The sequence below is a fragment of the Micrococcus sp. TCR-5 genome (assembly GCF_052220525.1).
GTDB lineage: Bacteria > Actinomycetota > Actinomycetes > Actinomycetales > Micrococcaceae > Micrococcus > Micrococcus luteus.
The window spans coordinates 40527-66827 of sequence record NZ_JBQPDO010000002.1; the positions used below are offsets into that span (position 1 = coordinate 40527).

The 26301-nt window shown below is 68.5% G+C and carries 36 protein-coding genes; all 36 read left to right on the plus strand.

Annotated elements, in window-relative coordinates:
* Nucleotides 1-69 precede the first annotated feature (69 nt).
* The 36 genes from ACTSKS_RS01895 to rplQ all read left to right on the plus strand — a co-directional run bounded on the left by ACTSKS_RS01895 (nt 70) and on the right by rplQ (nt 26287).
* A complete protein-coding gene (locus ACTSKS_RS01895; RefSeq protein WP_036381533.1) occupies nt 70-3966 on the plus strand; it encodes a DNA-directed RNA polymerase subunit beta' in 3897 nt (1298 codons plus the stop codon).
* 308 nt (nt 3967-4274) lie between these two features.
* Nucleotides 4275-4649, plus strand: a complete 375-nt coding sequence (rpsL, locus tag ACTSKS_RS01900) for a 30S ribosomal protein S12 (RefSeq protein WP_002854787.1) — start codon at nt 4275-4277, stop codon at nt 4647-4649.
* Nucleotides 4649-5119: a 30S ribosomal protein S7 gene (rpsG, locus tag ACTSKS_RS01905; protein ID WP_010080379.1), complete on the plus strand. Its 471-nt coding sequence runs from the start codon at nt 4649-4651 to the stop codon at nt 5117-5119. The genes rpsL and rpsG overlap by 1 nt, the downstream gene beginning before the upstream one ends.
* Nucleotides 5120-5236: 117 nt before the next feature.
* Entirely contained in the window at nt 5237-7351 is a 2115-nt protein-coding gene (gene fusA, locus ACTSKS_RS01910) for an elongation factor G (protein WP_036381535.1), read from the plus strand.
* A 281-nt stretch (nt 7352-7632) separates the two neighbouring features.
* Nucleotides 7633-8823, plus strand: coding sequence for an elongation factor Tu (gene tuf, locus ACTSKS_RS01915; RefSeq protein ID WP_036317754.1), 1191 nt, complete (start codon nt 7633-7635; stop codon nt 8821-8823).
* A 140-nt stretch (nt 8824-8963) separates the two neighbouring features.
* Nucleotides 8964-9104, plus strand: a complete 141-nt coding sequence (locus tag ACTSKS_RS01920; protein ID WP_162833779.1) for a hypothetical protein — start codon at nt 8964-8966, stop codon at nt 9102-9104.
* Entirely contained in the window at nt 9101-9568 is a 468-nt protein-coding gene (locus ACTSKS_RS01925) for a DUF3817 domain-containing protein (RefSeq protein WP_041103558.1), read from the plus strand. Before ACTSKS_RS01920 ends, ACTSKS_RS01925 begins: the two co-directional genes overlap by 4 nt.
* Nucleotides 9569-9894: 326 nt before the next feature.
* Entirely contained in the window at nt 9895-10203 is a 309-nt protein-coding gene (gene rpsJ / locus ACTSKS_RS01930; RefSeq protein ID WP_002857463.1) for a 30S ribosomal protein S10, read from the plus strand.
* Nucleotides 10204-10223: 20 nt separating this feature from the next.
* Complete coding sequence (rplC, locus tag ACTSKS_RS01935) at nt 10224-10874, plus strand: 50S ribosomal protein L3 (RefSeq protein WP_036317759.1); 651 nt, start codon at nt 10224-10226, stop codon at nt 10872-10874.
* 4 nt (nt 10875-10878) lie between these two features.
* The gene (rplD, locus tag ACTSKS_RS01940; RefSeq protein ID WP_041103272.1) at nt 10879-11514 is read left to right on the plus strand and encodes a 50S ribosomal protein L4; all 636 of its coding nucleotides are present in this window, start codon (nt 10879-10881) and stop codon (nt 11512-11514) included.
* The gene (gene rplW / locus ACTSKS_RS01945) at nt 11511-11816 is read left to right on the plus strand and encodes a 50S ribosomal protein L23 (protein WP_002857471.1); all 306 of its coding nucleotides are present in this window, start codon (nt 11511-11513) and stop codon (nt 11814-11816) included. The genes rplD and rplW overlap by 4 nt, the downstream gene beginning before the upstream one ends.
* A gap of 37 nt (nt 11817-11853) precedes the next feature.
* Nucleotides 11854-12693 carry a 50S ribosomal protein L2 gene (gene rplB, locus ACTSKS_RS01950; RefSeq protein WP_442927238.1) on the plus strand — a complete coding sequence of 280 codons (840 nt, stop codon included), beginning with the start codon at nt 11854-11856 and terminating at the stop codon, nt 12691-12693.
* A gap of 15 nt (nt 12694-12708) precedes the next feature.
* Nucleotides 12709-12990, plus strand: coding sequence for a 30S ribosomal protein S19 (rpsS, locus tag ACTSKS_RS01955; protein ID WP_002857475.1), 282 nt, complete (start codon nt 12709-12711; stop codon nt 12988-12990).
* Between the two features lie 51 nt (nt 12991-13041).
* Complete coding sequence (gene rplV, locus ACTSKS_RS01960; protein WP_017487837.1) at nt 13042-13407, plus strand: 50S ribosomal protein L22; 366 nt, start codon at nt 13042-13044, stop codon at nt 13405-13407.
* A gap of 2 nt (nt 13408-13409) precedes the next feature.
* A complete protein-coding gene (rpsC, locus tag ACTSKS_RS01965; RefSeq protein ID WP_002857479.1) occupies nt 13410-14228 on the plus strand; it encodes a 30S ribosomal protein S3 in 819 nt (272 codons plus the stop codon).
* The gene (rplP, locus tag ACTSKS_RS01970) at nt 14228-14644 is read left to right on the plus strand and encodes a 50S ribosomal protein L16 (protein ID WP_036317764.1); all 417 of its coding nucleotides are present in this window, start codon (nt 14228-14230) and stop codon (nt 14642-14644) included. Before rpsC ends, rplP begins: the two co-directional genes overlap by 1 nt.
* 4 nt (nt 14645-14648) lie before the next feature.
* Nucleotides 14649-14918, plus strand: coding sequence for a 50S ribosomal protein L29 (gene rpmC, locus ACTSKS_RS01975; RefSeq protein WP_036317766.1), 270 nt, complete (start codon nt 14649-14651; stop codon nt 14916-14918).
* Complete coding sequence (gene rpsQ / locus ACTSKS_RS01980) at nt 14915-15196, plus strand: 30S ribosomal protein S17 (protein ID WP_141842839.1); 282 nt, start codon at nt 14915-14917, stop codon at nt 15194-15196. The genes rpmC and rpsQ overlap by 4 nt, the downstream gene beginning before the upstream one ends.
* Before the next feature lie 342 nt (nt 15197-15538).
* A complete protein-coding gene (gene rplN / locus ACTSKS_RS01985; RefSeq protein ID WP_002857487.1) occupies nt 15539-15907 on the plus strand; it encodes a 50S ribosomal protein L14 in 369 nt (122 codons plus the stop codon).
* A 4-nt stretch (nt 15908-15911) separates the two neighbouring features.
* Nucleotides 15912-16253: a 50S ribosomal protein L24 gene (rplX, locus tag ACTSKS_RS01990; protein ID WP_002857489.1), complete on the plus strand. Its 342-nt coding sequence runs from the start codon at nt 15912-15914 to the stop codon at nt 16251-16253.
* Entirely contained in the window at nt 16253-16828 is a 576-nt protein-coding gene (gene rplE, locus ACTSKS_RS01995) for a 50S ribosomal protein L5 (RefSeq protein WP_036337950.1), read from the plus strand. The genes rplX and rplE overlap by 1 nt, the downstream gene beginning before the upstream one ends.
* Nucleotides 16829-16901: 73 nt before the next feature.
* A complete protein-coding gene (rpsH, locus tag ACTSKS_RS02000) occupies nt 16902-17300 on the plus strand; it encodes a 30S ribosomal protein S8 (RefSeq protein WP_002857494.1) in 399 nt (132 codons plus the stop codon).
* A gap of 30 nt (nt 17301-17330) precedes the next feature.
* Nucleotides 17331-17864: a 50S ribosomal protein L6 gene (gene rplF, locus ACTSKS_RS02005; RefSeq protein ID WP_002857496.1), complete on the plus strand. Its 534-nt coding sequence runs from the start codon at nt 17331-17333 to the stop codon at nt 17862-17864.
* Nucleotides 17864-18238 carry a 50S ribosomal protein L18 gene (gene rplR / locus ACTSKS_RS02010; protein ID WP_002857498.1) on the plus strand — a complete coding sequence of 125 codons (375 nt, stop codon included), beginning with the start codon at nt 17864-17866 and terminating at the stop codon, nt 18236-18238. Before rplF ends, rplR begins: the two co-directional genes overlap by 1 nt.
* On the plus strand, nt 18235-18984 hold the full coding sequence (rpsE, locus tag ACTSKS_RS02015; RefSeq protein ID WP_036337953.1) for a 30S ribosomal protein S5: 750 nt from the start codon (nt 18235-18237) through the stop codon (nt 18982-18984). Before rplR ends, rpsE begins: the two co-directional genes overlap by 4 nt.
* A 3-nt stretch (nt 18985-18987) precedes the next feature.
* Nucleotides 18988-19212, plus strand: coding sequence for a 50S ribosomal protein L30 (gene rpmD / locus ACTSKS_RS02020; RefSeq protein WP_002857502.1), 225 nt, complete (start codon nt 18988-18990; stop codon nt 19210-19212).
* Nucleotides 19205-19657, plus strand: coding sequence for a 50S ribosomal protein L15 (gene rplO / locus ACTSKS_RS02025; RefSeq protein WP_036317776.1), 453 nt, complete (start codon nt 19205-19207; stop codon nt 19655-19657). The genes rpmD and rplO overlap by 8 nt, the downstream gene beginning before the upstream one ends.
* Nucleotides 19658-19822: 165 nt before the next feature.
* Complete coding sequence (secY, locus tag ACTSKS_RS02030) at nt 19823-21130, plus strand: preprotein translocase subunit SecY (RefSeq protein WP_036317778.1); 1308 nt, start codon at nt 19823-19825, stop codon at nt 21128-21130.
* 51 nt (nt 21131-21181) lie between these two features.
* Nucleotides 21182-21799 (plus strand): adenylate kinase, encoded by a 618-nt coding sequence (locus ACTSKS_RS02035; protein ID WP_442927239.1) that lies wholly within the window; start codon nt 21182-21184, stop codon nt 21797-21799.
* Nucleotides 21800-21803: 4 nt separating this feature from the next.
* Nucleotides 21804-22646, plus strand: a complete 843-nt coding sequence (gene map, locus ACTSKS_RS02040) for a type I methionyl aminopeptidase (protein ID WP_036381552.1) — start codon at nt 21804-21806, stop codon at nt 22644-22646.
* A 204-nt stretch (nt 22647-22850) separates the two neighbouring features.
* Nucleotides 22851-23072 carry a translation initiation factor IF-1 gene (gene infA, locus ACTSKS_RS02045; protein ID WP_010080397.1) on the plus strand — a complete coding sequence of 74 codons (222 nt, stop codon included), beginning with the start codon at nt 22851-22853 and terminating at the stop codon, nt 23070-23072.
* Between the two features lie 35 nt (nt 23073-23107).
* Nucleotides 23108-23221: a 50S ribosomal protein L36 gene (gene rpmJ, locus ACTSKS_RS02050; RefSeq protein WP_002857509.1), complete on the plus strand. Its 114-nt coding sequence runs from the start codon at nt 23108-23110 to the stop codon at nt 23219-23221.
* Nucleotides 23222-23495: 274 nt separating this feature from the next.
* Complete coding sequence (gene rpsM / locus ACTSKS_RS02055) at nt 23496-23864, plus strand: 30S ribosomal protein S13 (protein WP_017487821.1); 369 nt, start codon at nt 23496-23498, stop codon at nt 23862-23864.
* 83 nt (nt 23865-23947) lie between these two features.
* Nucleotides 23948-24352, plus strand: a complete 405-nt coding sequence (gene rpsK / locus ACTSKS_RS02060) for a 30S ribosomal protein S11 (RefSeq protein ID WP_002857513.1) — start codon at nt 23948-23950, stop codon at nt 24350-24352.
* A gap of 132 nt (nt 24353-24484) precedes the next feature.
* Nucleotides 24485-25483: a DNA-directed RNA polymerase subunit alpha gene (locus ACTSKS_RS02065; RefSeq protein WP_159833409.1), complete on the plus strand. Its 999-nt coding sequence runs from the start codon at nt 24485-24487 to the stop codon at nt 25481-25483.
* A 75-nt stretch (nt 25484-25558) separates the two neighbouring features.
* Nucleotides 25559-26287 carry a 50S ribosomal protein L17, sunset domain variant gene (gene rplQ, locus ACTSKS_RS02070; protein ID WP_206451397.1) on the plus strand — a complete coding sequence of 243 codons (729 nt, stop codon included), beginning with the start codon at nt 25559-25561 and terminating at the stop codon, nt 26285-26287.
* The last annotated feature ends 14 nt before the right edge of the window (nt 26288-26301 follow it).

Genomic DNA, 26301 nt, shown 5'->3' on the forward strand with positions numbered 1-26301 from the left:
CGCATCCACAAGACGTCACCTGAGAACCACTGAACCAAGGGAGTTCACCGGAGCATGAGCGTGAACAGCATGTCCACTGACAACTCTTTCGGCCTGATGCGCATCGGCCTGGCCACGGCGGAGGACATCCGCCGCTGGTCCTACGGCGAGGTCAAGAAGCCGGAGACCATCAACTACCGCACCCTGAAGCCGGAGAAGGACGGACTCTTCTGCGAGAAGATCTTCGGCCCCACCCGTGACTGGGAGTGCGCGTGCGGCAAGTACAAGCGCGTGCGCTTCAAGGGCATCATCTGCGAGCGCTGCGGCGTCGAGGTGACCCGCTCGAAGGTGCGCCGCGACCGCATGGGCCACATCGAGCTGGCTGCGCCGGTCACCCACATCTGGTACTTCAAGGGCGTGCCCTCGCGCCTGGGCTACCTGCTGGACCTGGCGCCGAAGGACCTCGAGAAGGTCATCTACTTCGCGGCGTACATGATCACCTCGGTGGACGAGGAGGCCCGGCACCGCGACCTGGCCAACCTCCAGGCCGAGTACGACCAGGAGACCCGTGTCCTGGCCGACCAGCGTGACTCCGACATCGCCGCGGTGGCCGCCGACCTCGAGAAGGACCTGGCCAAGCTGGAGTCCGAGGGCGCCAAGGCCGCCGAGAAGAAGAAGGCCCGCGACGCCGCGGACAAGACCATGGCGCAGATCCGCAAGCGCGCGGACGCGGAGCTGGACCGCAAGGAGCAGGTCTGGGACCGCTTCAAGAACCTCAAGGTCGCCGACCTCGAGGGTGACGAGGGCCTGTACCGGGCCATGCGGGACAAGTACGGCCAGTACTTCGAGGGCTCGATGGGCGCGGAGGCGATCCAGCGTCGCCTGCAGACCTTCGACCTCGAGGCCGAGTCCGAGATGCTGCGTGAGACCATCAAGACGGGCAAGGGCCAGCGCAAGACCCGTGCCCTGAAGCGCCTGAAGGTCGTCAACGCGTTCATGACCACGGACAACTCGCCCGAGGGCATGGTCCTGGACGCCGTCCCGGTGATCCCGCCGGAGCTGCGTCCGATGGTGCAGCTGGACGGCGGCCGCTTCGCGACCTCCGACCTCAACGACCTGTACCGTCGCGTGATCAACCGTAACAACCGCCTGAAGCGGCTGCTCGACCTCGGCGCGCCCGAGATCATCGTCAACAACGAGAAGCGCATGCTGCAGGAGGCCGTGGACTCGCTGTTCGACAACGGCCGCCGCGGCCGGCCGGTGACCGGCCCGGGCAACCGCCCGCTCAAGTCGCTCTCCGACATGCTCAAGGGCAAGCAGGGCCGGTTCCGTCAGAACCTGCTCGGCAAGCGCGTGGACTACTCGGGCCGCTCGGTCATCGTGGTGGGTCCCCAGCTCAAGCTGCACCAGTGCGGCCTGCCGAAGCAGATGGCGCTGGAGCTGTTCAAGCCGTTCGTGATGAAGCGTCTCGTGGACCTGAACCACGCGCAGAACATCAAGTCCGCCAAGCGCATGGTGGAGCGCTTCCGTCCGCAGGTCTGGGACGTGCTCGAGGAGGTCATCACCGAGCACCCGGTCCTGCTGAACCGCGCCCCCACCCTGCACCGTCTGGGCATCCAGGCCTTCGAGCCGCAGCTCGTGGAAGGCAAGGCCCTGCAGCTGCACCCGCTGGTCTGCTCCGCGTTCAACGCGGACTTCGACGGCGACCAGATGGCGGTCCACCTGCCCCTGTCGCCGGAGGCCCAGGCCGAGGCGCGCCTGCTCATGCTCTCGAGCCACAACATCCTGAAGCCCTCGGACGGCCGCGCGGTCGCCGTGCCGGCCCAGGACATGATCATCGGACTGAACCACCTCACCACGGTGCGTCCGGACGAGGTCGGCGCGGGCAACCTGTACGCGACCGTCGGCGAGGCCATCATGGCGTTCGACGGCGGCGACCTGCATCTGAACGCGCCCGCACGGATCGGCGTCGAGGGCTTCGTGCCGTCGGCGGACGTGCCGGCCCCCGAGGGCTGGTCCGAGGGCGAGATCGCCCTCATCGAGACCACCCTGGGCAAGGTGCTGTTCAACGAGCTGCTGCCGGACGACTACCCGTGGCTGGACAAGCAGGCGACCAAGGGCACCCTCGGTCAGCTGGTCAACGACCTGGCCGAGCGCTACCCGATGGTCGTCACCGCGCAGACGCTGGACAACCTCAAGGACGCCGGCTTCCACTGGGGCACCTGGTCGGGTGTGACCGTGGCGATCTCGGACATCACCTCCGACTTCGACAAGGCCGCCATCATGGAGGGCTACGAGGAGCAGGCCCAGCGCGTGCAGCAGCAGTACGACAAGGGCCTGATCGCGGACGACGAGCGTCGCTCCGAGCTGATCGACATCTGGAACAAGGCCACCGACGAGGTCGCCGCGGCCATGAAGGACGGCCTGCCGGAGCTCAACACCATCAACCGCATGGTGTCCTCCGGTGCGCGAGGCAACTGGCTCCAGGTGCGCCAGATCGCGGGCATCCGCGGCCTCGTGGCCAACCCGAAGGGTGAGATCATCCCGCGTCCGATCAAGTCCTCGTACCGCGAGGGCCTGTCCGTGCTCGAGTACTTCTCCGCCACCCACGGCGCCCGCAAGGGCCTCGCGGACACCGCGCTGAAGACCGCGAACTCGGGCTACCTGACCCGTCGTCTCGTCGATGTGTCCCAGGACGTCATCGTCCGCGAGGACGACTGCGGCACCGAGCGCGGCCTGTCCGTCACGATCGCCGCCCCGAACGCCGACGGCGAGCTGGTGGCCCACGAGCAGGTCGAGAACTCGGCCTTCGCCCGCACGCTGGCCCAGGACGTCACGGGCGAGGACGGCACGGTGCTGGCCTCGGCCGGTGCGGACGTGGGCGACGTGCTGATCGGCGAGCTGGTGGCCGCCGGCGTCACGGAGATCAAGGTCCGCTCGGTCCTGACCTGCGAGTCCGCCGTGGGCACCTGCGCGAAGTGCTACGGCCGCTCCATGGCCACCGGCCAGCTGGTGGACATCGGCGAGGCCGTCGGCATCATCGCGGCCCAGTCGATCGGTGAGCCGGGCACCCAGCTCACCATGCGCACGTTCCACACCGGCGGTGTGGCCTCGGCCGACGACATCACGCAGGGTCTGCCCCGCATCCAGGAGCTCTTCGAGGCCCGCACCCCGAAGGGCGTGGCCCCGATCTCCGAGGTCGCCGGCCGCGTGACCATCGAGGACACCGAGACGTCCGTGCGCCTGCTGCTCACGCCGGACGACGGCTCCGAGGAGATCGCCTACCCGGTGCTGCGCCGTGCGCGCATCCTCGTGGCCGACGGCGAGCACGTGCCGGTGGGCACGCAGCTCGTGGCCGGCGCCGTGGACCCGAAGCAGGTCCTGCGCGTGCTCGGCCCGCGGGCCGCGCAGCGGTTCCTCGTGGACGAGGTGCAGAACGTGTACCAGTCCCAGGGCGTGGGCATCCACGACAAGCACGTGGAGGTCATCGTCCGGCAGATGCTGCGTCGCATCACCGTCATCGAGTCCGGTGACACCGACCTGCTGCCGGGTGAGCTCACGGACCGGTCGCGCTTCGTGGCCGCCAACCGCGCCGCCGTCGCCGAGGGCCGCCAGCCGGCCTCCGGCCGCGACGAGCTGATGGGCATCACGAAGGCCTCGCTGGCCACGGACTCGTGGCTGTCGGCCGCGTCCTTCCAGGAGACGACCCGCGTCCTGACGCAGGCGGCCATGGAGGGCAAGTCCGACCCGCTGCTGGGCCTGAAGGAGAACGTGATCATCGGCAAGCTGATCCCGGCCGGCACGGGCCTGGACCGCTACACGAAGACCGTCGTGGAGCCGACGGAGGAGGCGAAGGCCAACCTGTTCGCCTCGCCGGCCGGCTTCGCGGACTTCGACTACCCGGGCCTGGACCAGTCGCTCGGCGAGAACGACTTCCACGCCGTCTCGCTGGACGACTACGACCGCGGGGGCGACTTCCGCGCCTGATCCGCGTCCCCAGGGGCCCGCCGTTCCGCCGCTCACGCGGGGGAGCGGCGGGCCCTTTGGCGTGCGGGGCCGGCTCGTCGACGGCGCCGGGGCGTGCTATGCTGTCAAGGATTGTTTTTCGTGTGGCAAATTGGACGCTGTCCGGGTCGCGGGGTCATTGCGCGGCAGATGCCACACTTTTGCACGCCTGCGGACGTCTGCTCGTTGCGAGCCCCCACAGGGAGAGGCAGAGCAGAGGAACGAGCAGCCGGCGCCCCGGGCGCCGGTCGATCACGTCAGCGATCACCGAAACACAGGAAGGCTGAAGAGTGCCTACGATTCAGCAGCTGGTCCGCAAGGGCCGCTCACCCAAGGTCGTCAATACGAAGGCCCCTGCCCTGCAGGGGAACCCCATGCGTCGTGGCGTGTGCACCCGTGTGTACACCACCACGCCCAAGAAGCCGAACTCGGCGCTGCGCAAGGTCGCCCGTGTGCGCCTGAACGGCGGCATCGAGGTCACGGCCTACATCCCCGGCGAGGGCCACAACCTGCAGGAGCATTCGATCGTGCTCGTCCGCGGCGGTCGTGTGAAGGACCTGCCCGGCGTGCGCTACAAGATCGTGCGCGGCGCCCTCGACACCCAGGGCGTGAAGAACCGCGGCCAGGCCCGCTCCCGCTACGGCGCCAAGAAGGAGAAGAAGTAATGCCTCGTAAGGGTCCTGCGCCGAAGCGCCCCCTCGTCGTCGATCCCGTCTACGGCTCCCCGCTGGTCACGCAGCTGATCAACAAGGTGCTCGTCGACGGCAAGAAGTCCACCGCCGAGCGCATCGTGTACGGCGCGCTCGAGGGCGCCCGTGCCAAGAACGGCGCCGATCCCGTGGCCACCCTCAAGAAGGCCATGGACAACATCAAGCCGGCCCTCGAGGTGCGCTCCCGCCGCGTCGGCGGCGCCACCTACCAGGTGCCCGTCGAGGTCAAGCCGGGCCGCTCCACGGCCCTGGCCCTGCGCTGGCTGGTCGGCTTCTCCAAGGCCCGCCGTGAGAAGACCATGACCGAGCGTCTGATGAACGAGATCCTGGACGCCTCGAACGGCCTGGGCGGCGCCGTGAAGCGTCGCGAGGACACCCACAAGATGGCCGAGGCCAACAAGGCCTTCGCCCACTACCGCTGGTGATCCGTGTGGCCCGGGGCGCGCGATCCGCGCCTCGGGCCGCAGGTGCGTCCTCTCGGACGGGCCACCCACCGCATCCACCTCACGAGCCCCCCATTCCACCCGACCAAGGGAGACACCGTGGCACAGGACGTGCTGACCGACCTGCACAAGGTCCGCAACATCGGCATCATGGCCCACATCGATGCCGGCAAGACCACCACCACCGAGCGCATCCTGTTCTACACGGGTGTCAACCACAAGCTGGGCGAGACCCACGACGGCGGCGCGACGACGGACTGGATGGAGCAGGAGAAGGAGCGCGGCATCACCATCACCTCCGCCGCGGTGACCTGCTTCTGGAACGACCACCAGATCAACATCATCGACACCCCCGGCCACGTGGACTTCACGGTCGAGGTGGAGCGCTCGCTGCGCGTGCTCGACGGCGCCGTCGCCGTGTTCGACGGCAAGGAGGGCGTGGAGCCCCAGTCGGAGACCGTGTGGCGCCAGGCGGACAAGTACAATGTCCCGCGCATCTGCTTCGTCAACAAGATGGACAAGCTGGGCGCGGACTTCTACTTCACCGTTGACACCATCGTGAAGCGTCTCGGCGCGCGTCCGCTCGTGATGCAGCTGCCGATCGGCGCCGAGAACGACTTCGTGGGCGTCGTCGACCTGCTCTCCATGAAGGCCTTCGTGTGGCCGGGCGACGCCAAGGGCGACGTCACCATGGGCGCCTCCTATGAGACCCGCGAGATCCCCGCCGAGCTCCAGGAGAAGGCCGAGGAGTACCGCAACGAGCTCGTCGAGGCCGTCGCCGAGACCTCCGAGGAGCTCATGGAGAAGTACCTCGAGGGCGAGGAGCTCACCGTCGAGGAGATCCAGGCCGGCGTGCGCCAGCTGACCGTGAACGCCGAGGCCTACCCGGTGTTCTGCGGCTCCGCGTTCAAGAACCGTGGCGTGCAGCCGATGCTGGACGCCGTGGTCGCCTACCTGCCGAACCCGCTGGACGCCGGCTCCGTCAAGGGCCACGCCGTGAACGACGAGGAGGAGGTGCTGGAGCGCGAGGCGTCGAAGGAGGCCCCGTTCTCGGCGCTCGCCTTCAAGATCGCCACGCACCCCTTCTTCGGCACGCTGACCTTCATCCGCGTGTACTCCGGCCGCCTGGAGTCCGGTGCGCAGATCCTCAACGCCACCAAGGGCAAGAAGGAGCGCATCGGCAAGCTGTTCCAGATGCACGCCAACAAGGAGAACCCGGTGGACGAGGTGGTCGCCGGCCACATCTACGCCGTGATCGGCCTCAAGGACACCACCACGGGCGACACCCTGTGCGATCCCGCGAACCCGATCATCCTCGAGTCGATGACCTTCCCGGAGCCCGTGATCTCCGTGGCCATCGAGCCGAAGACCAAGGGTGACCAGGAGAAGCTCTCCACCGCCATCCAGAAGCTCGTCGCCGAGGACCCCACGTTCCGCGTGAACCTCAACGAGGAGACCGGCCAGACCGAGATCGGCGGCATGGGCGAGCTCCACCTGGACGTGTTCGTGGACCGTATGAAGCGCGAGTTCAAGGTCGAGGCCAACGTGGGCAAGCCCCAGGTCGCGTACCGCGAGACCATCAAGCGCAAGGTCGACAAGGTCGACTACACGCACAAGAAGCAGACCGGCGGCTCCGGCCAGTTCGCCAAGGTGCAGCTGTCCTTCGAGCCCCTGGACACCGCCGAGGGCGAGGTCTACGAGTTCGAGAACGCCGTCACCGGCGGTCGCGTGCCCCGCGAGTACATCCCCTCGGTGGACGCGGGCATCCAGGACGCCATGCAGTTCGGCGTGCTGGCCGGCTACCCGATGGTCGGCGTGAAGGCCACCCTGCTCGACGGCGCGTACCACGACGTCGACTCCTCGGAGATGGCGTTCAAGATCGCCGGCTCCCAGGCCTTCAAGGAGGGTGTCCGCAAGGCCAACCCGATCATCCTCGAGCCGCTGATGGCCGTGGAGGTCCGCACCCCCGAGGAGTTCATGGGCGACGTCATCGGCGACCTGAACTCCCGCCGCGGCCAGATCCAGTCCATGGAGGACGCCACCGGCGTGAAGGTGGTCAACGCCCTCGTGCCGCTGTCGGAGATGTTCGGCTACATCGGCGACCTGCGCTCCAAGACGCAGGGCCGCGCGGTGTACTCGATGACCTTCCACTCCTACGCCGAGGTCCCCAAGGCCGTGGCGGACGAGATCATCCAGAAGTCCCAGGGCGAGTGACCGCAGGTCACCTGCTCTGAACGACCTGCCCCGGGTCGGCCGCCGCAGCCGCGGCCGGCCCGGGGCGACCGGACCGCCCTCCCCGGCGCGGCGGTCCGCGATCAGGACGGGTCAGGTCCGGTCCGCTTCCGGCGGTCCCGACGGCCTGGAACCGGACTGGCCCTCGTGAGGCCGGGATTTCCCCAACCCCGCACCATCCGAGTAGACTCAGTCAAGTTGTCAGCACGTCGCAGGCGGCTGAGCAGTCTTCTTGACGATGAACCAGTTCTTAGGAGGAACTAGTGGCAAAGGCAAAGTTCGAGCGGACGAAGCCGCACGTCAACATCGGCACCATCGGCCACGTTGACCACGGCAAGACCACGCTGACCGCCGCCATCTCGAAGGTCCTGTACGACAAGTACCCGGACCTGAACGAGGCCCGTGACTTCGCGACGATCGACTCCGCCCCCGAGGAGCGTCAGCGCGGCATCACCATCAACATCTCCCACGTGGAGTACCAGACCGAGAAGCGTCACTACGCCCACGTGGACGCCCCCGGTCACGCCGACTACATCAAGAACATGATCACCGGCGCCGCTCAGATGGACGGCGCGATCCTCGTGGTCGCCGCCACCGACGGCCCGATGGCCCAGACCCGTGAGCACGTGCTCCTGGCCCGCCAGGTCGGCGTGCCGGCCCTGCTCGTGGCCCTGAACAAGTCGGACATGGTCGAGGACGAGGAGCTCCTCGAGCTCGTCGAGATGGAGGTCCGCGAGCTGCTGTCCTCCCAGGACTTCGACGGCGACGAGGCCCCGGTCATCCGCACCTCCGGTCTGAAGGCCCTCGAGGGCGACCCCCAGTGGGTCAAGTCCGTCGAGGACCTCATGGAGGCCGTGGACGAGTTCATCCCGGACCCGGTCCGCGACAAGGACAAGCCGTTCCTGATGCCGATCGAGGACGTCTTCACCATCACCGGTCGTGGCACCGTGGTGACCGGTCGCGCCGAGCGCGGCACCCTGAAGATCAACTCCGAGGTCGAGATCGTCGGCATCCGCGACGTGCAGAAGACCACCGTCACCGGCATCGAGATGTTCCACAAGCAGCTCGACGAGGCCTGGGCCGGCGAGAACTGCGGTCTGCTGCTGCGCGGCCTGAAGCGCGACGACGTGGAGCGCGGCCAGGTCGTGGTGGAGCCGGGCTCCATCACCCCGCACACCAACTTCGAGGCGAACGTCTACATCCTGTCCAAGGACGAGGGTGGCCGTCACAACCCGTTCTACTCGAACTACCGCCCGCAGTTCTACTTCCGCACCACCGACGTCACCGGCGTCATCACGCTGCCCGAGGGCACCGAGATGGTCATGCCCGGCGACACCACCGAGATGTCGGTCGAGCTCATCCAGCCGATCGCCATGGAGGAGGGCCTCGGCTTCGCCATCCGCGAGGGTGGCCGCACCGTGGGCTCCGGCCGCGTCACCAAGATCACCAAGTGATCTGACGCATCCCGTCTCGTGGCTCCGTTGAGCCGCTGACGCGCGACGCCCCCGTCTCCGGGTCCCCCGTCTCCGGGTCCCCCGGAGGCGGGGGCGTCGCCGTGTCCGACGACGGCGCGGCGGCGGCTAGGCTGGGGAGCATGCCTGAACTGCTCATCCTCATCGTGGTGCTCGCCGTGGCCGTCGTGGCCGTGCGCTGGGCGCTGCGGACCTTCCGTCCCGAGATCGACCGTGCCCGGCGCATCCGGCGCGCGAACCGCGGCGGGGAGCTGGAGCGATGAGCCTGCCCGGCCCGCGCCGCCTCTTCGCCGTCACGGCGATGGCCGAGATGTTCACCTGGGCCGGTCTGCTGATCGCCATGGGCCTCAAGTACGGCGGAGTCACGGAGCGGATGGTGCCGATCGCCGGCGGCGTCCACGGCTTCGTGTTCCTCTGCTACCTCGTGGTGACGGTCGCCGTGTGGATCGATGGGCGGTGGCCCGTGGCCCGCGGACTCCTCGGCCTCGGTTCGACGATCGTCCCGTTCATGACGGTCCCGTTCGAGCGGGCCCAGCGGCGGCGCGGCGAGCCGGCGTCGCGGTGGCAGGTCGTGGACCGCGCGCCGGGGGAGCGGGGGCCCCTCGAACGGCTTCTCGTCGTGGTGCTGCGCCATCCGGTGGTCAGCGCGCTCCTGGCGGTCGCCGTGGTCGCCGTCGTCTTCACCCTGCTGCTCAACGCCGGCCCGCCCACCGAGTGGGGCCGCTGAGCCCGGGGGGCCGTCGGGCCCGGCCCGCCGATTGGCGGACCGGGCCCGGTTCTGTCTATACTGATTCGGTTGCTCAAGCGCCATTGCGCTGTCGTCGTGTGTCTCGCGGCGGCAGCTCGGCCCAGATGTGACGTCACCACTCCGACCCACCGCAGGCGTGTGCCCTCCCAGGAATGCGACACGCCCGACCGCGTGGACCGGAGTCCGGCGGCGGCGAGGAACCCGGTCCGACCGGATTCGCCCCGCGCGGGTGGAGGACAAGAAGGCGGACCCGATCCGCCGCACAGGGACAGGAACAGCACACCCGACGAGAGAGGCGTGACGCCATGGCGGGACAGAAGATCCGCATCCGGCTGAAGTCGTACGACCACGAGGTCATCGACGTCTCGGCCCGCAAGATCGTTGACACGGTCACGCGCGCAGGCGCGACGGTGGTGGGCCCCGTGCCGCTGCCGACGGAGAAGAACGTGTACTGCGTTATCCGTTCTCCCCACAAGTACAAGGACAGCCGCGAGCATTTCGAGATGCGCACCCACAAGCGGCTCATCGACATCATCGACCCGACCCCGAAGGCCGTCGACTCGCTCATGCGACTGGACCTGCCCGCGGACGTCAACATCGAGATCAAGCTCTGAGAGGGAGGTGCTGAGAGACTATGACCAACACCCAGAACATCAAGGGCCTGCTGGGCACGAAGCTCGGCATGACCCAGGTCTGGGATGAGGACAACAAGCTCATCCCCGTGACCGTGGTCAAGGCAGACCCGAACGTCGTCACCCAACTGCGCTCCGAGGAGACCGACGGCTACACCGCCGTGCAGATCGCCTACGGCCAGATCGATCCCCGCCGCGTGACCAAGCCCCTGGCCGGTCACTTCGAGAAGGCCGGCGTGACCCCGCGTCGCCACCTCGTCGAGCTGCGCACCGCCGACGCCGCCGAGTACTCGCTCGGCCAGGACGTGACCGTGGAGGTCTTCGAGGCCGGCCAGAAGGTCGACGTCGTGGGCACCACCAAGGGCAAGGGCTTCGCCGGCGCCATGAAGCGCCACGGCTTCGCCGGTGTGGGCGCCTCGCACGGCCAGCACAAGAACCACCGCAAGCCCGGCTCCGTGGGCGGCGCGTCCACCCCCGGCCGCGTGTTCAAGGGCCAGCGCATGCCCGGTCGCATGGGCGCCGTGCGCCAGACCACCATGAACCTGACCCTCCACGGCATCGACGTGGAGAACAACCTCCTGCTGATCAAGGGCGCGGTGCCCGGCTCCAAGGGCCAGGTCGTGCTCGTCCGCAGCGCCGTGAAGGGAGCCTGAGACCATGGCTGAGAACTCCGTGAAGACCGTCCAGGTCGATCTGCCCGCCGAGCTCTTCGACGTGCAGTCCAACGTGCCGCTCATGCACCAGGTCGTCGTCGCCCAGCTCGCCGCCGCCCGTCAGGGCACGCACAAGACGAAGCGCCGCGGCGAGGTGTCCGGTGCCGGTCGCAAGCCGTTCAAGCAGAAGGGCACCGGCCGCGCACGTCAGGGCTCCATCCGCGCCCCGCACATGACCGGTGGTGGCGTCGTCCACGGCCCGACCCCGCGTGACTACTCGCAGCGCACCCCCAAGAAGATGAAGGCCGCCGCCCTGCGCGGTGCCCTGTCGGACCGCGCCCGCAACGGCCGCGTCCACGTCATCGAGGCCCTCGTGTCCGGGACCACCCCGTCCACCAAGGCCGCCAAGGCGGGCCTCGCGTCCCTGAACACCGGCCGCAAGAACGTGCTGCTGGTGATCGACCGGGCCGACGACGTCGCCGCCCTGTCCGCCCGCAACCTGCCCGCGGTCCACACCCTGTACGCCGACCAGCTGAACACCTACGACGTGCTCGTCTCCGACGACGTCGTGTTCACCCAGGCGGCCTACGAGGCGTACGTGGCCCAGGCTTCCGGCGCCAAGAAGGAGGATGCCCAGTGAGCGGCTCCATCAACAAGGATCCCCGCGACGTGATCATCGCTCCCGTCGTGTCGGAGAAGAGCTACGGTCTGATCGACGAGGGCAAGTACACCTTCCTGGTCGACCCGCGCTCCAACAAGTCCGAGATCAAGCAGGCGGTGGAGCGCATCTTCAACGTCGACGTGGCCTCGGTCAACACCCTGAACCGTTCCGGCAAGCGCCGTCGCACCCGCTTCGGGTGGGGCCAGCGCAAGTCCACCAAGCGTGCCATCGTCACGCTCAAGGACGGGACCATCGACATCTTCGGAGGTCCGCTCGCCTGATCGGCGTGCGGAGACCACTTAATCGAGGAACTGACACATGGCTATCCGTAAGTACAAGCCGACCACCCCGGGCCTGCGTGGCTCGTCCGTGGCCGACTTCGCAGAGATCACCCGGTCCACGCCGGAGAAGTCCCTTCTCCGTCCGCTGCACAAGACCGGCGGCCGCAACAACACCGGTCGCATCACCACCCGTCACAAGGGCGGCGGCCACAAGCGCCAGTACCGCCTGGTCGACTTCCGTCGCCACGACAAGGACGGCGTGCCCGCCACCGTCGCGCACATCGAGTACGACCCGAACCGCACCGCCCGCATCGCGCTGCTGCACTACGCGGACGGCGCGAAGCGCTACATCCTGGCCCCGGCCAAGCTGAAGCAGGGCGACGTGATCGAGGCCGGCCCGAATGCCGACATCAAGCCCGGCAACAACCTGCCGATGCGCAACATCCCCGTGGGCACCACCATCCACGCGGTGGAGCTGCGCCCCGGCGGCGGCGCCAAGATGGCCCGCTCCGCCGGCGCGTCCGTGCAGCTGGTCGCCCGCGAGGGCAAGTACGCCCAGCTGCGCCTGCCCTCCGGCGAGATCCGCAACGTCGACGTGCGCTGCCGCGCCACGATCGGCGAGGTCGGCAACGCCGAGCAGTCGAACATCAACTGGGGCAAGGCCGGCCGCATGCGCTGGAAGGGCGTCCGCCCGACCGTCCGCGGCGTCGTCATGAACCCGGTCGACCACCCGCACGGCGGTGGCGAGGGCAAGACCTCCGGCGGTCGTCACCCCGTCAACCGGAACGGCAAGCCCGAGGGCCGCACGCGTCGTCCGAACAAGGAAAGCGACAAGCTCATCGTGCGTCGCCGTCGTACCGGCAAGAACAAGCGATAAGGGAGCAGGGAAGACATGCCTCGCAGCCTGAAGAAGGGCCCCTTCGTCGATCAGCACCTCTACCTGAAGGTTCTGGCCGAGAACGAGAAGGGCAGCAAGAACGTCATCAAGACCTGGTCCCGCCGGTCGATGATCATCCCGGACATGCTGGGTCACACCATCGCGGTCCACGACGGACGCAAGCACGTCCCGGTGTTCGTCACCGAGTCCATGGTGGGTCACAAGCTGGGCGAGTTCGCCCCGACCCGGACCTACCGCGGCCACGTGAAGGACGACAAGAAGGGCAAGCGCCGCTGAGCCTGAGGGCACAGCACGCTTGACCTTCTCGAGAATCGAAAGAGAGAAGCAATGGAAGCCAAGGCAATTGCGCGCCACCTGCGCGTGACGCCGATGAAGGCCCGGCGCGTCGTCGACCTGGTCCGTGGCAAGCAGGCCACCGAAGCACTGGCCATCCTGAAGTTCGCCCAGCAGGGCGCTTCGGAGCCGGTGTACAAGCTGGTGGCCTCCGCGGTGGCGAACGCCCGCGTCAAGGCGGACCGCGAGGGCCAGGCCTTCGACGAGGACGCCCTCTACATCACCGAGGCCTTCGTGGACGAGGGCCCGACCATGAAGCGGTTCCAGCCCCGTGCTCAGGGCCGCGCGTACCGCATCAACAAGCGCACGAGCCACGTGACCGTGGTCGTCGCGTCCAAGGACGAGAAGGGTGGGAACTGACAATGGGCCAGAAGATCAACCCCAACGGGTTCCGCCTCGGCATCACCACCGACCACGTCTCGCACTGGTTCGCGGACTCCCACAAGGAGGGCCAGCGCTACGCTGACTTCCTCAAGGAGGACGTCAAGATCCGCGAGCTGATGACCACCGGCATGGAGCGCGCCGGCATCTCCAAGGTGGAGATCGAGCGCACCCGTGACCGCGTGCGCGTGGACATCCACACCGCGCGTCCGGGCATCGTGATCGGCCGCCGCGGCGCCGAGGCCGACCGCATCCGCGGTGAGCTCGAGAAGCTCACCGGCAAGCAGATCCAGCTGAACATCCTCGAGGTCAAGAACCCCGAGACCGATGCCCAGCTGGTGGCGCAGGGTGTGGCCGAGCAGCTCGCCTCGCGCGTGGCGTTCCGCCGCGCGATGAAGAAGGCGATCCAGTCCGCCATGCGCGCCGGCGCGCAGGGCATCCGCATCCAGTGCTCCGGCCGCCTCGGCGGCGCCGAGATGAGCCGCTCGGAGTTCTACCGCGAGGGTCGCGTGCCGCTGCACACCCTCCGCGCGAACATCGACTTCGGCAAGTTCGAGGCCAAGACCACCTTCGGCCGCATCGGCGTGAAGGTCTGGATCTACAAGGGCGACCTGACCGCCAAGGAGCTCGCGGCCAAGGAGGCCGCGCAGCCCTCCGGCCGTGGCCGTGGCGGCGAGCGCCGCGGCGGCGGTGAGCGTCGTCGTCGCAACGATCGCGCCGAGCGTGCTCCCCGCCAGGAGAACGCCGGCGCCGGCGCCGAGACCCCGGCCGCCGCTCCCGCTGAAGGAGGCAACGCCTGATGCTGATCCCCCGTCGCGTCAAGCACCGCAAGCAGCACCACCCCAAGCGTTCCGGCGCCGCCAAGGGCGGCACCACCGTGACGTTCGGCGAGTGGGGCATCCAGGCGCTCACGCCGGCCTATGTGACCAACCGTCAGATCGAGGCCGCCCGTATCGCCATGACCCGCTACATCAAGCGTGGCGGCAAGGTCTGGATCAACATCTACCCGGACCGTCCGCTCACCAAGAAGCCCGCCGAGACCCGCATGGGCTCCGGCAAGGGCTCGCCGGAGTGGTGGGTCGCCAACGTCAAGCCCGGACGCGTGCTCTTCGAGCTGTCGGGTGTCACGGAGGACGTCGCCCGCGAGGCGCTCCGCCTGGCCATCCACAAGCTGCCGCTGAAGGCCCGTATCATCCGTCGAGAGGGTGGTGAGTGATCCCATGGCGATCGGCACCAAGGATCTGAACGTCGAGTCCCTGGACGGGATGGACAACGCCCGCCTGCTGGAGGCCCTGAAGTCCTCCAAGGAGGAGCTGTTCAACCTGCGCTTCCAGGCCGCCACCGGTCAGCTGGACAACGCCAGCCGGCTGAAGGCCGTCAAGCGTGACATCGCGCGCATCTACACGATCCTGCGCGAGCGCGAGCTGGGCATCCGCGGCGATGTCGCCGCCGAGGCGCAGGCCGAGAAGAACGAGGAGGCTGCCAAGTGACCGAGCAGACCCCGGCCGTCTCCGAGGAGCGCGGCTACCGCAAGGCCCTCCGTGGCATCGTCGTCTCCGACAAGATGGACAAGACCATCGTCGTCGAGGTCGAGGACCGCAAGAAGCACTCGCTCTACGGCAAGGTGCTGAAGACCTCGAAGCGCGTGAAGGCGCACGACGAGGACAACACCGCCGGCGTGGGCGACCGCGTCCGCATCGCCGAGACCCGCCCGCTGTCCGCCTCCAAGCGGTGGCGCCTGGTGGAGATCGTCGAGCGCGCCAAGTGATCGACCCGGCCCCCTGAGGGCCGGCGACGCAGAAGGCCGCCCCGTGCACTGGCACGGGGCGGCCTTGTGCGTTAGACTCTGATATTCGTGCGCCCTCTCGTTGGCAGGACCATCCATCCTGTGTGCCGAGGGCCGCGCACGCCGATCCCGGATCCGCCTCGGCCCTGCCCTGCGCGCCCCTCCGCTCTCGACCTCCCCGACGCTGTCTGAACACGCGTCGTCGGGGGACGACGGCGGGCGGCCCGCCTCGGGGGAGGGGTAAGCGTCCCGGGATGCCCGTTCAACCGTTCCGCAAGGCTCGCCCATCGTGGGGGAGAACCGGCGCGACGCTAGGAGAGACAAGTGATCCAGCAGGAGTCGCGGCTCAAGGTCGCCGACAACACCGGTGCGAAGGAAATCCTGACCATCCGTGTTCTCGGCGGTTCCGGACGCCGCTACGCAGGCATCGGCGACACCATCGTCGCCACCGTGAAGGACGCCATCCCCGGCGGCAACGTCAAGAAGGGCGACGTCGTCAAGGCCGTGGTGGTCCGCACCCGCAAGCAGTCCCGCCGTCCCGACGGCTCGTACATCAAGTTCGACGAGAACGCGGCGGTCATCCTGAAGACCGACGGCGAGCCCCGTGGCACGCGCATCTTCGGCCCCGTGGGTCGCGAGCTGCGTGACAAGAAGTTCATGAAGATCGTGTCGCTCGCCCCGGAGGTGATCTGATCTCATGGCCAAGATCAAGAAGGACGACCTCGTCCAGGTCATCAGTGGCAAGGACAAGGGCAAGCAGGGCAAGGTCCTGCGCGTGTTCCCGACGGATGAGCGCGTGCTCGTCGAGGGCGTGAACCGCGTGACCAAGCACCTGCGCGCCGGTCAGGACAACAACGGTTCCACCGAGGGCGGCCTGCAGGTCGTCGAGGCCCCGATCCACATCTCGAACGTGGCCGTGGTGGACCCGGAGACCAAGAAGCCGACCCGTGTGGGCTACCGCTTCGAGACCGTCGAGAAGGACGGCGTGAGCAAGACCGTGAAGGTCCGCTTCGCCAAGGCCTCGGGGAAGGAGCTGTGATGACCGAGGTGCAGCAGACCGAGAAGGTCACCCCGCGTCTGAAGACCAAGTACCGCGAGGAGATCCGCGACGCCCTGCAGGAGCAGTTCCAGTACGGGAACGTCATGCAGGTGCCGGGCCTTGTGAAGGTCGTCGTCAACATGGGCGTCGGCGAGGCCGCCAAGGACTCCAAGATCATCGACGGCGCGGTCACCGACCTCACCGCCATCACCGGCCAGAAGCCGATGATCACCAAGGCCCGCAAGTCCATCGCGCAGTTCAAGCTGCGTGAGGGCATGCCCATCGGCACCCACGCCACCCTCCGTGGCGATCGCATGTGGGAGTTCCTGGACCGCCTGGTCACGCTCGCGCTGCCGCGCATCCGTGACTTCCGCGGCCTGTCCGACCGCCAGTTCGACGGCAACGGCAACTACACCTTCGGCCTGTCCGAGCAGACCGTGTTCCACGAGATCGATCAGGACAAGATCGACCGCGTGCGCGGCATGGACATCACCGTGGTGACGACCGCCAAGAACGACGACGAGGGCCGCGCGCTGCTGAAGGCGCTGGGCTTCCCGTTCAAGACCGACCAGTAAGACCTCCACGCCACAGGTCCTCCACCGGTGAACCGGTGGCGGAAACCACGGCGAGAAAGGGCGTGAAGCCCACATGACCATGACCGATCCCGTCGCAGACATGCTGACCCGTCTGCGCAACGCAAACTCGGCCTACCACGACACCGTGTCCATGCCGTCCTCGAAGCTGAAGACTCGCGTCGCCGAGATCCTCAAGGCCGAGGGCTACATCCAGGACTGGCGCGAGGAGGAGGCCGAGGTCGGCAAGAAGCTGACCATCGACCTGAAGTTCGGCCCGCAGCGTGAGCGTGCGATCGCCGGCCTGCGCCGCATCTCCAAGCCGGGCCTGCGCGTGTACGCGAAGTCCACGAACCTGCCCCACGTGCTGGGCGGCCTCGGCATCGCCATCCTGTCCACCTCCTCTGGTCTCCTCACGAACCAGCAGGCCGCCAAGAAGGGCGTGGGCGGAGAAGTCCTCGCCTACGTCTGGTGACGGGCAAGACGGAAGAAAGGCTGAACTGACATGTCTCGAATCGGACGTCTCCCGATCACCATCCCCGCCGGCGTCGATGTGACCATCGACGGCGACCGCGTCTCCGTGAAGGGCCCCAAGGGCCAGCTCGAGCACTCGCTGCCCACGCCCATCACGGCCACCCTCGAGGAGGGGCAGGTCACCGTGGCCCGCCCCGACGACGAGCGTGAGTCCCGCTCCCTGCACGGTCTGACCCGCACCCTCATCAGCAACATGGTCGAGGGCGTGACCAACGGCTTCTCCAAGCAGCTCGAGGTCGTCGGCACCGGCTACCGCGTGCAGGCCAAGGGCCAGGACCTCGAGTTCGCCCTGGGCTACTCCCACCCTGTCCCGGTGAAGGCGCCCCAGGGCATCACCTTCACGGTGGAGGGCAACCGGGTCACCGTCGCCGGTATCGACAAGCAGCAGGTCGGCGAGACCGCCGCCAACATCCGCAAGCTGCGCCGCCCCGACCCGTACAAGGGCAAGGGCGTGCGCTACGCGGGCGAGCAGATCCGCCGCAAGGCCGGAAAGGCAGGTAAGTGATGTCTACTCTGAAGGTGAAGGGCAAGGGCAAGTTCAACGCCCGCACCCGCCGCCACCTCCGGGTGCGCAAGCGGATCTCCGGCACCACCGTCCGTCCCCGCCTCGTCGTCAACCGCTCTGCACGGCACATGTTCGTGCAGGTCGTGGACGACACGCAGAGCCGCACGCTCGCGTACGCCTCCACCATGGAGGCCGACGTGCGTGCGCTCGAGGGTGACAAGACGGCCAAGGCCAAGCGCGTGGGCGAGCTCGTCGCCGAGCGTGCCAAGGCGGCCGGCATCGAGGCCGTGGTCTTCGACCGCGGCGGCAACAAGTACCACGGGCGCGTCGCGGCCGTGGCCGACGGTGCGCGAGAGGGTGGGCTGCAGCTGTGACCGAGAACATCAACCAGAAGGACACTCAGGTGACCGAGAGCACCGAGACCACCGTCTCCGAGACCGGGTCGGGCTCGGCGAGCCAGACCACCGAGCGCGCCGCCGGTGGCCGCGGCGGTCGCGACGGCGGCCGCGGTGGCCGTGACGGCGATCGTCGTGGCGGCCGTCGCGACGACCGCAACCGTCGTGGCGCCCAGGACGACGAGAAGGACCAGTTCCTCGAGCGAGTCGTGGGCATCAACCGCGTCTCCAAGGTCGTCAAGGGCGGCCGCCGATTCTCCTTCACCGCCCTCGTGGTGGTGGGTGACGGCGACGGCACCGTCGGCGTCGGCTACGGCAAGGCGAAGGAGGTCCCCGCTGCGATCCAGAAGGCCGTGGAGGAGGCCAAGAAGTCCTTCTTCCGCGTCCCCCGCGTCGGCTCCACCATCCCGCACCTGGTGCAGGGTGAGGACGCCGCCGGCGTCGTGCTGCTCCGCCCGGCCTCCCCGGGTACCGGCGTGATCGCCGGCGGTCCGGTGCGCGCCGTGCTCGAGTGCGCCGGCATCCACGACGTGCTGTCCAAGTCCATGGGCTCCGTGAACGCGATCAACATCGTGCGCGGCACCGTGGACGCCCTCAAGAAGCTGGAAGAGCCCCAGGCCGTCGCCGCCCGCCGCGGCAAGGCCCTGGACGAGATCGCCCCCCATGCGATGCTGCGCACCATGGAGAACGATCGCGCCCAGAAGAGCGCGAAGGCAGGTGCGTGAGCCGTGTTTGAGCCCACCCGCAAGAACATCCAGCCCTCGGACGCCACCCTGGTCATCACCCAGACCCGCGGCGTCACGGGCTCCAAGCAGAACCATCGGGACACCCTGCGCTCGCTGGGCCTGAAGCGGATCGGCCACCAGGTCACCCGCAAGGCCGACGCGGTGACGGTCGGCATGGTCAACACCGTGCCGCACCTGGTGTCCGTGGAGGAGGTCAACAATGGCTGACAACGACGCCATCAAGGTCCACGACCTGCGTCCGGCCCCCGGTGCCAAGACCGCCAAGACCCGTGTGGGTCGCGGTGAGGCGTCGAAGGGCAAGACCGCCGGTCGCGGCACCAAGGGCACCAAGGCCCGTTACCAGGTCCGTGCGGGCTTCGAGGGCGGCCAGCTGCCCCTGCAGATGCGTCTGCCGAAGCTCCGCGGCTTCAAGAACCCGTTCCGCACGGAGTACCAGGTCGTGAACCTGGACAAGCTCTCCGCGCACTTCCCCGAGGGCGGTGAGGTCACCGTGGACGCGCTCGTGTCCAAGGGCCTCGTCCGTCGCGGTCAGCCCGTGAAGGTGCTGGGCACGGGGGAGATCACCTCGGCCGTGCAGGTGAAGGCGAACGCCTTCTCCTCGTCCGCCGTGGAGAAGATCCAGGCCGCCGGCGGGTCCACCGAGACCCTCTGACACGCCGACCCATCCACCGAGGGCCCTGGCCCGGAGAAGCCGCTCCGGACCAGGGCCCTCGGTCCGTCCGTGTAGACTCGCACAGCGGCCGCCCCGGTGTGGCCGCCGTCTCGTGCCCCGCCCCGCGGCCGGCGCGCGCCCCACAGGACCACCGCAGGAGGACTCGTGCTCAAGGCCATCGCCCGGATCGTCCGGACGCCTGACCTGTTGCGGAAGATCGCCTTCACGCTCGCGCTCATCGCCGTCTACCGGATGGGCGCCTTCGTACCGGCCCCCGGGGTGGACTACCCGGCGGTGCAGCAGTGTCTCGCGGCGGGCAACGCCCAGGGCGGCCTGTACTCCTTCGTGAACATGTTCTCGGGCGGGGCGCTCCTGCAGGTGTCCGTCTTCGCGCTCGGCATCATGCCCTACATCACGGCGTCGATCATCGTGCAGCTGCTGCGCGTGGTGATCCCGCGCTTCGAGCAGCTCCACCAGGAGGGCCCGCAGGGCCAGGCGACGCTGACGCAGTACACCCGCTACCTGACCCTCGCCCTCGCCCTGCTGCAGGCGACCACGATGGCCTCGCTGGCCCGCACCGGGGCCCTGCTCGGATGCAGCCTGCCGCTGCTGCGCGACGGCTCCATCCTCACGGTGCTGCTCGTGGTCATCGCCCTGACCACCGGCTGTCTCATCGTCATGTGGTTCGGCGAGCGGATCACCGAGAACGGCGTGGGCAACGGCATGTCCCTGCTGATCTTCACCTCCATCGCGGCGGGCTTCCCGGCCGGCCTCGGCCAGGTGGTCCAGACGCAGGGCTGGCGCGTGTTCGCGATCGTCATGGGGATCGGCCTGCTCACCATGCTGGCCATCGTCTTCGTGGAGGAGTCGCAGCGCCGGATCCCGGTCCAGTACGCCAAGCGGCAGATCGGCTCGCGGACCGTGGGCGGGTCGAGCACCTACATCCCGGTCAAGGTGAACATGGCCAACGTCATCCCGGTCATCTTCGCCTCCTCCGTGCTGATGCTCCCGAGCATCCTCATCCAGTTCAACACGCCGCAGGACGGCAGTGCGCCGGCCCCGTGGATCACGTGGCTGAGCCGGTACTTCGGCCCCGGCGACCACCCGGTGTACATGGCCCTGTACTTCCTGCTCATCATCGGCTTCACGTACTTCTACGTGTCCATCACGTTCAACCCGGTGGAGATCTCGGACAACATGAAGCGCTACGGCGGCTTCATCCCCGGCGTCCGCGCCGGCCGGCCCACCGAGCGTTACCTGCAGTACGTCATCAGCCGCATCACGCTCGTGGGCGCCCTCTACCTCGGTATCGTGGCCATGATCCCGCTGATCGCCTTCGCGGTGATCGGCACCAGCCAGAACTTCCCGCTCGGCGGCACGTCCATCCTCATCATGGTGGGCGTCGGCCTCCAGACCGTGAAGCAGGTCAGCGCACAGATGGAGCAGCGCCACTACGAGGGCCTGCTGCGCTGAGCCCCGACCCGATCCCGCAACGCCGTCCGTATCGACAGTGAGGAACACACGATGACCCGCATGCTGCTCATGGGCCCTCCCGGTTCCGGCAAGGGCACCCAGGCCACCCGGATCGCCGACAAGATGGGGATCGTCCCGATCTCCACCGGTGACATCTTCCGCCACAACGTGAAGTCGATGACGCCGCTCGGCGTCGAGGCCAAGAAGTACATCGACAACGGCGACTTCGTCCCCGATGAGGTCACGAACCGCATGGTCGCGGACCGCATCGCCCAGGCCGACGCGGAGCACGGCTTCCTGCTGGACGGCTACCCGCGCACGAAGGGCCAGGTCGAGGCGCTGGACGCCATGCTCGCCGAGTCCGGCCAGTCGCTGTCCGCCGTCGTCGAGCTGGAGGTGCCCGACGAGGAGCTCGTGGAGCGTCTGCTCAAGCGTGCCGAGATCGAGGGCCGCGCGGACGACACCCAGGAGGTCATCGAGCACCGCCTGGACCTGTACCACCGCGAGACCGAGTCCGTCATCCAGGAGTACGTGGAGCGCGGCATCGTCGCCCGCGTGGACGGCACCGGGCAGATCGACGACGTCACCGAGCGCCTGCTGCAGGCCGTGTACTCCGTGCGCTCCGCCACGGGCTCCCTGCCCGTGGTCCAGTCGGGCACGGAGTCCTGACCCCGTGATCGGTCGCCGCTCGCTCGAGCTCAAGACCGCCCCCCAGCTGCAGGCCATGCAGCGCGCGGGGGTGGTCCTGTCCGAGGCCCTGGACGCCACGCTGGCCGCGGCCGCGCCGGGCGTCACCACCGCGGAGCTGGACGCCGTGTTCGCGGGTGTGCTGGCCGAACGCGGTGCGACCTCCAACTTCCTGGGCTACTACGACTTCCCGGCCTCGATCTGCACCTCGGTCAACGACGAGGTCGTGCACGGCATCCCCGGGGACCGGGTCCTGCAGACCGGCGACGTGCTGAAGGTCGACGGGGGCGCGATCGTGGACGGCTGGCACGCCGACTCGGCCCGCACGGTGATCCTGGGCTCCTCCGCGGCCGGCACCGCGGACCCGGCTGACGAGCGCCTCTCGGCGATCACGCGGGAGGCACTCTGGGTCGGCATCGCGGCCTTCGCCTCCGCCACCCACGTCGGGGACATCGGGGACGCCATCGACGACTTCGTCTCCGCGCAGCCGGGCGAGGAGCTCGGCATCCTCGAGGAGTACGTGGGGCACGGCATCGGCTCGGCCATGCACCTGCCGCCGGACGTGTTCAACTACCGCACCGGCCACCGGGGGCCCAAGATCCGCCCCGGTCTGGCGCTGGCCATCGAGCCGATGCTGGTGCGCGGCTCCATCGACACGAAGGTGCTCGCGGACGACTGGACCGTGGTGACCCTCGACGGCGCCCGTGCCAGCCAGTGGGAGCACTCGGTCTGCCGGCACGACGGCGGCGTGTGGGTGCTCACCGCGCCCGACGGCGGCGCCTCCGAGCTCGCCCGGTTCGGCGTGGTCCCGGTCCCGCCGGGGGAGTGAGGGGCCCGAGCTGTCGGCCGTCCGTCCCTCCCGTCCGGCGGGCCGGGCGGCCGTCGTCGTCCGTGCTGGTTCTCAGACCGAGAATGCGGTATCATCGAACGTTGTTCGTGTGCGCGCACTCGTGTGCGCCCGCGAGCAGACCCGTTCCCGCCCCGTCATCCGGCCCTTCGCGGCCGTGCCCGGGGCATGACGATTGTGGAGGACATGGCTAAGAAGGAAGGTGTCATCGAGGTCGAGGGCACGGTGTCGGAGGCATTGCCGAACGCGATGTTCCGGGTCCGTCTGCAGAACGAGCACGTCGTGCTCGCCACGATCTCCGGAAAGATGCGTCAGCACTACATCCGCATCCTCCCCGAGGATCGCGTCGTGGTGGAGCTTAGCCCGTACGACCTCAACCGGGGTCGGATCGTGTACCGATACAAGTAAGAACCCCCGTCCAAGCGAGCGCAGGAGGAAGAGCCGTGAAGGTTCAGCCGAGCGTGAAGCGGATTTGTGACAAGTGCCAGGTCGTGCGCCGTAAGGGCCGCGTGCTGGTGATCTGCTCGAACCCGCGCCACAAGCAGCGCCAGGGCTGATCGCCTCCCCGGGAGCCCGGGGAGCGACGCCGTCGCGTTGACCACACCACCCACCGGCCATCGGGCCGAACAGCAGGGACAGCGGTCCACCCCGTGAGGGGAGGGCCCCCACCTCCGGCCGCAGGGGCCGGAGACCGACGACGGCGGACGCCCGCCGCGGAGCACGCCGGATCTTCCCCGGCGCCGCGACGACGGGTCCGCGAGGCCCAGTGCCGCGTCGTACGGGACGTCCCTGGTGCAGACCCCTGCTGCAGAAGAACAGGAGGACGGCCACATGGCTCGTCTTGCAGGCGTTGACATTCCGCGCGAGAAGCGCGTGATCATCGCACTCACGTACATCTACGGTGTGGGCAAGACCCGCGCTGAGGAGACCCTCGCCGCCACGGGCATCGACCCGAACATCCGCGTGAAGGACCTCTCCGACGAGCAGCTGGTGCAGCTGCGCGACCACATCGAGGGCAGCTACAAGGTGGAGGGCGACCTCCGCCGCGAGGTGGCCGCCGACATCCGTCGCAAGGTGGAGATCGGCTCCTACGAGGGCCTGCGCCACCGCCGCGGCCTGCCGGTGCGCGGCCAGCGCACGAAGACCAACGCCCGTACCCGCAAGGGCCCCAAGAAGACGGTCGCCGGCAAGAAGAAGTGATCCTGCACCGGCGGTGACCGCGTCCACGTCCGGACGCCCCGCCCGCAGCATCAGCACCAGCAGCTTTCCCGGAGGAGAATCACATGCCCCCCAAGACTCGCGCATCGGCTGCCCGCAAGCCGCGTCGCAAGGCCAACAAGAACATCACCGTGGGCCAGGCCCACATCAAGAGCACGTTCAACAACACCATCGTGTCCATCACGGACACCACGGGTGCCGTCATCTCCTGGGCCTCGTCCGGCGAGGTCGGCTTCAAGGGGTCGCGCAAGTCGACCCCGTACGCCGCGCAGATGGCCGCCGAGCAGGCCGCCAAGCGTGCGCAGGAGCACGGCATGAAGAAGGTGGACGTCTTCGTGAAGGGTCCGGGCTCGGGCCGCGAGACCGCCATCCGCTCCCTGCAGGCCGCCGGCCTCGAGGTGGGGTCCATCCAGGACGTCACCCCCATGGCCCACAACGGCGCTCGCCCGGCGAAGCGCCGCCGCGTCTGACCTGAGCGCTGTGTCCGCGTCCGTCCCCGCCCGGGGCGGGCGCGGACAGGTCTGCGGACCTGCCCCCACCCCGTCCTCGTTTCCACCCACCGCGTGCGTCATATGGCGGACGCTCGCCGAAAGGAAATGTCCGTGCTCATTGCACAGCGCCCCACGCTGACCGAAGAGGTCGTCTCCGACCATCGTTCCCGGTTCGTCATCGAGCCCCTGGAGCCCGGCTTCGGCTACACCCTCGGCAACTCCCTGCGCCGCACTCTGCTCTCGTCGATCCCCGGTGCTGCCGTGACCAGCATCCGCGTGGACGGCGTGTTGCACGAGTTCAGCACCGTCAACGGAGTCAAGGAGGATGTCACCGAGATCATCCTCAACATCAAGAAGCTCTCCGTCTCCTCGGAGAACGACGAGCCCGTGGTGGCCTACCTGCGCAAGCAGGGGGCCGGCGTCGTCACCGCCGCGGACATCACCGCGCCGGCCGGCGTCGAGATCCACAACCCGGACCTGCACATCGCGACCCTGAACGCGAAGGGCAAGTTCGACATGGAGCTGACCATCGAACGCGGTCGCGGCTACGTGACCGCCGCCCAGAACAAGTCCGCGGATGCGGAGATCGGCCGCATCCCGGTCGACTCCATCTACTCCCCGGTCCTCAAGGTGACCTTCAAGGTCGAGGCCACCCGTGTGGAGCAGCGCACCGACTTCGACCGTCTGATCCTGGACGTGGAGACCAAGGAGAACATGCTGCCGCGTGACGCGGTGGCCTCTGCCGGCTCCACCCTGGTCGAGCTGTTCGGCCTGGCCCGCTCGCTCAACGTCGAGGCCGAGGGCATCGACCTGGGCGACGAGCCCGAGGTCGTCGAGGGCTCCGCCGACCTGGCCCAGCCGATCGAGGACCTCGAGCTCACCGTGCGCTCGTACAACTGCCTCAAGCGCGAGGGTATCCACACCGTGGGCGAGCTCGTGGGCCGGTCCGAGGCCGACCTGATGGACATCCGCAACTTCGGCGCGAAGTCCATCGACGAGGTCAAGGAGAAGCTCCAGGAGCTGGGCCTGTCCCTCAAGGACTCGCCGGCCGGCTACGACCCGCAGGCGCACGCGCGCCAGATGGACGACGACCCGTTCTCGGACTACTGAGCCGATTCCGCACCACCTGACATCTTCGACCCGACGCCGCAGCCGGCTGAAGGGTCCCACCCGAGGAGAAACACCATGCCTACCCCCACCAAGGGTCCGCGTCTGGGCGGCAGCCCGGCCCACGAGCGCATCATGCTGGCGAACATGTCCGCCCAGCTGTTCGAGCACAAGTCGATCACCACGACGCTCACCCGCGCCAAGCGCCTGCGCCCGTACGCCGAGCGCCTGATCACCTTCGCCAAGAAGGGTGATCTGCCGGCCCGCCGCAAGGTGCAGGGTCTCATCGCCGCCAAGAACCGCACCAACAAGGCGGTCGTGCACGAGCTGTTCACCGTGATCGGCCCCGCGATGGCCGAGCGCAACGGCGGCTACACCCGCATCACCAAGATCGGCAACCGCCAGGGCGACAACGCGCCCATGGCCGTGATCGAGCTGATCATGGACCCGATCTCCGGCAAGCAGGCCGTGGTGCGTGAGGCCGAGCAGGCCGCTGCGTCCGCGCCGGCCGCCCCGGCCGAGTCCACCCCGGTGGAGGCCGTCGACCCGGCCGCCACCGAGGAGGTCACCGTGGCCGAGTCGCAGGAGGCCGCCGCCGAGATCGACGGCGCCGTGCCCACCACCGAGGACGGCTCGGCTCCGGCCGAGGCCACCATCAAGGGCAACGCCAGCTCGAAGAAGTACCACGTCCCCGGCTCGCGCTGGTATGACCAGACCACCGCCGAGGTCTGGTTCTCCACCGTCGAGGAGGCCAAGGCCGCGGGCTTCGAGCCCGCCGGTGGCGAGGCCGCCCAGAAGATGGCCTGACGCCATCGCCTGAG

Bases quoted from the DNA above. Each gene is read 5' to 3' on its own strand.
- rplB (WP_442927238.1), top strand. From the start codon at position 11,854: ATGGCTATCCGTAAGTACAAGCCGACCACCCCGGGCCTGCGTGGCTCG.
- rpsG (WP_010080379.1), top strand. From the start codon at position 4,649: ATGCCTCGTAAGGGTCCTGCGCCGAAGCGCCCCCTCGTCGTCGATCCC.
- rplC (WP_036317759.1), top strand. From the start codon at position 10,224: ATGACCAACACCCAGAACATCAAGGGCCTGCTGGGCACGAAGCTCGGC.
- rplX (WP_002857489.1), top strand. From the start codon at position 15,912: ATGGCCAAGATCAAGAAGGACGACCTCGTCCAGGTCATCAGTGGCAAG.
- rplD (WP_041103272.1), top strand. From the start codon at position 10,879: ATGGCTGAGAACTCCGTGAAGACCGTCCAGGTCGATCTGCCCGCCGAG.
- rpsM (WP_017487821.1), top strand. From the start codon at position 23,496: ATGGCTCGTCTTGCAGGCGTTGACATTCCGCGCGAGAAGCGCGTGATC.
- ACTSKS_RS02035 (WP_442927239.1), top strand. From the start codon at position 21,182: ATGACCCGCATGCTGCTCATGGGCCCTCCCGGTTCCGGCAAGGGCACC.
- rpsS (WP_002857475.1), top strand. From the start codon at position 12,709: ATGCCTCGCAGCCTGAAGAAGGGCCCCTTCGTCGATCAGCACCTCTAC.
- infA (WP_010080397.1), top strand. From the start codon at position 22,851: ATGGCTAAGAAGGAAGGTGTCATCGAGGTCGAGGGCACGGTGTCGGAG.
- rplR (WP_002857498.1), top strand. From the start codon at position 17,864: ATGTCTACTCTGAAGGTGAAGGGCAAGGGCAAGTTCAACGCCCGCACC.
- ACTSKS_RS01925 (WP_041103558.1), top strand. From the start codon at position 9,101: ATGAGCCTGCCCGGCCCGCGCCGCCTCTTCGCCGTCACGGCGATGGCC.
- rpsK (WP_002857513.1), top strand. From the start codon at position 23,948: ATGCCCCCCAAGACTCGCGCATCGGCTGCCCGCAAGCCGCGTCGCAAG.
- rplE (WP_036337950.1), top strand. From the start codon at position 16,253: ATGACCGAGGTGCAGCAGACCGAGAAGGTCACCCCGCGTCTGAAGACC.
- rpmC (WP_036317766.1), top strand. From the start codon at position 14,649: ATGGCGATCGGCACCAAGGATCTGAACGTCGAGTCCCTGGACGGGATG.
- rplF (WP_002857496.1), top strand. From the start codon at position 17,331: ATGTCTCGAATCGGACGTCTCCCGATCACCATCCCCGCCGGCGTCGAT.
- rplV (WP_017487837.1), top strand. From the start codon at position 13,042: ATGGAAGCCAAGGCAATTGCGCGCCACCTGCGCGTGACGCCGATGAAG.
- rpsJ (WP_002857463.1), top strand. From the start codon at position 9,895: ATGGCGGGACAGAAGATCCGCATCCGGCTGAAGTCGTACGACCACGAG.
- rplP (WP_036317764.1), top strand. From the start codon at position 14,228: ATGCTGATCCCCCGTCGCGTCAAGCACCGCAAGCAGCACCACCCCAAG.
- rplQ (WP_206451397.1), top strand. From the start codon at position 25,559: ATGCCTACCCCCACCAAGGGTCCGCGTCTGGGCGGCAGCCCGGCCCAC.
- ACTSKS_RS01920 (WP_162833779.1), top strand. From the start codon at position 8,964: ATGCCTGAACTGCTCATCCTCATCGTGGTGCTCGCCGTGGCCGTCGTG.
- rplO (WP_036317776.1), top strand. From the start codon at position 19,205: ATGGCTGACAACGACGCCATCAAGGTCCACGACCTGCGTCCGGCCCCC.
- rpsH (WP_002857494.1), top strand. From the start codon at position 16,902: ATGACCATGACCGATCCCGTCGCAGACATGCTGACCCGTCTGCGCAAC.
- rpsC (WP_002857479.1), top strand. From the start codon at position 13,410: ATGGGCCAGAAGATCAACCCCAACGGGTTCCGCCTCGGCATCACCACC.
- ACTSKS_RS01895 (WP_036381533.1), top strand. From the start codon at position 70: ATGTCCACTGACAACTCTTTCGGCCTGATGCGCATCGGCCTGGCCACG.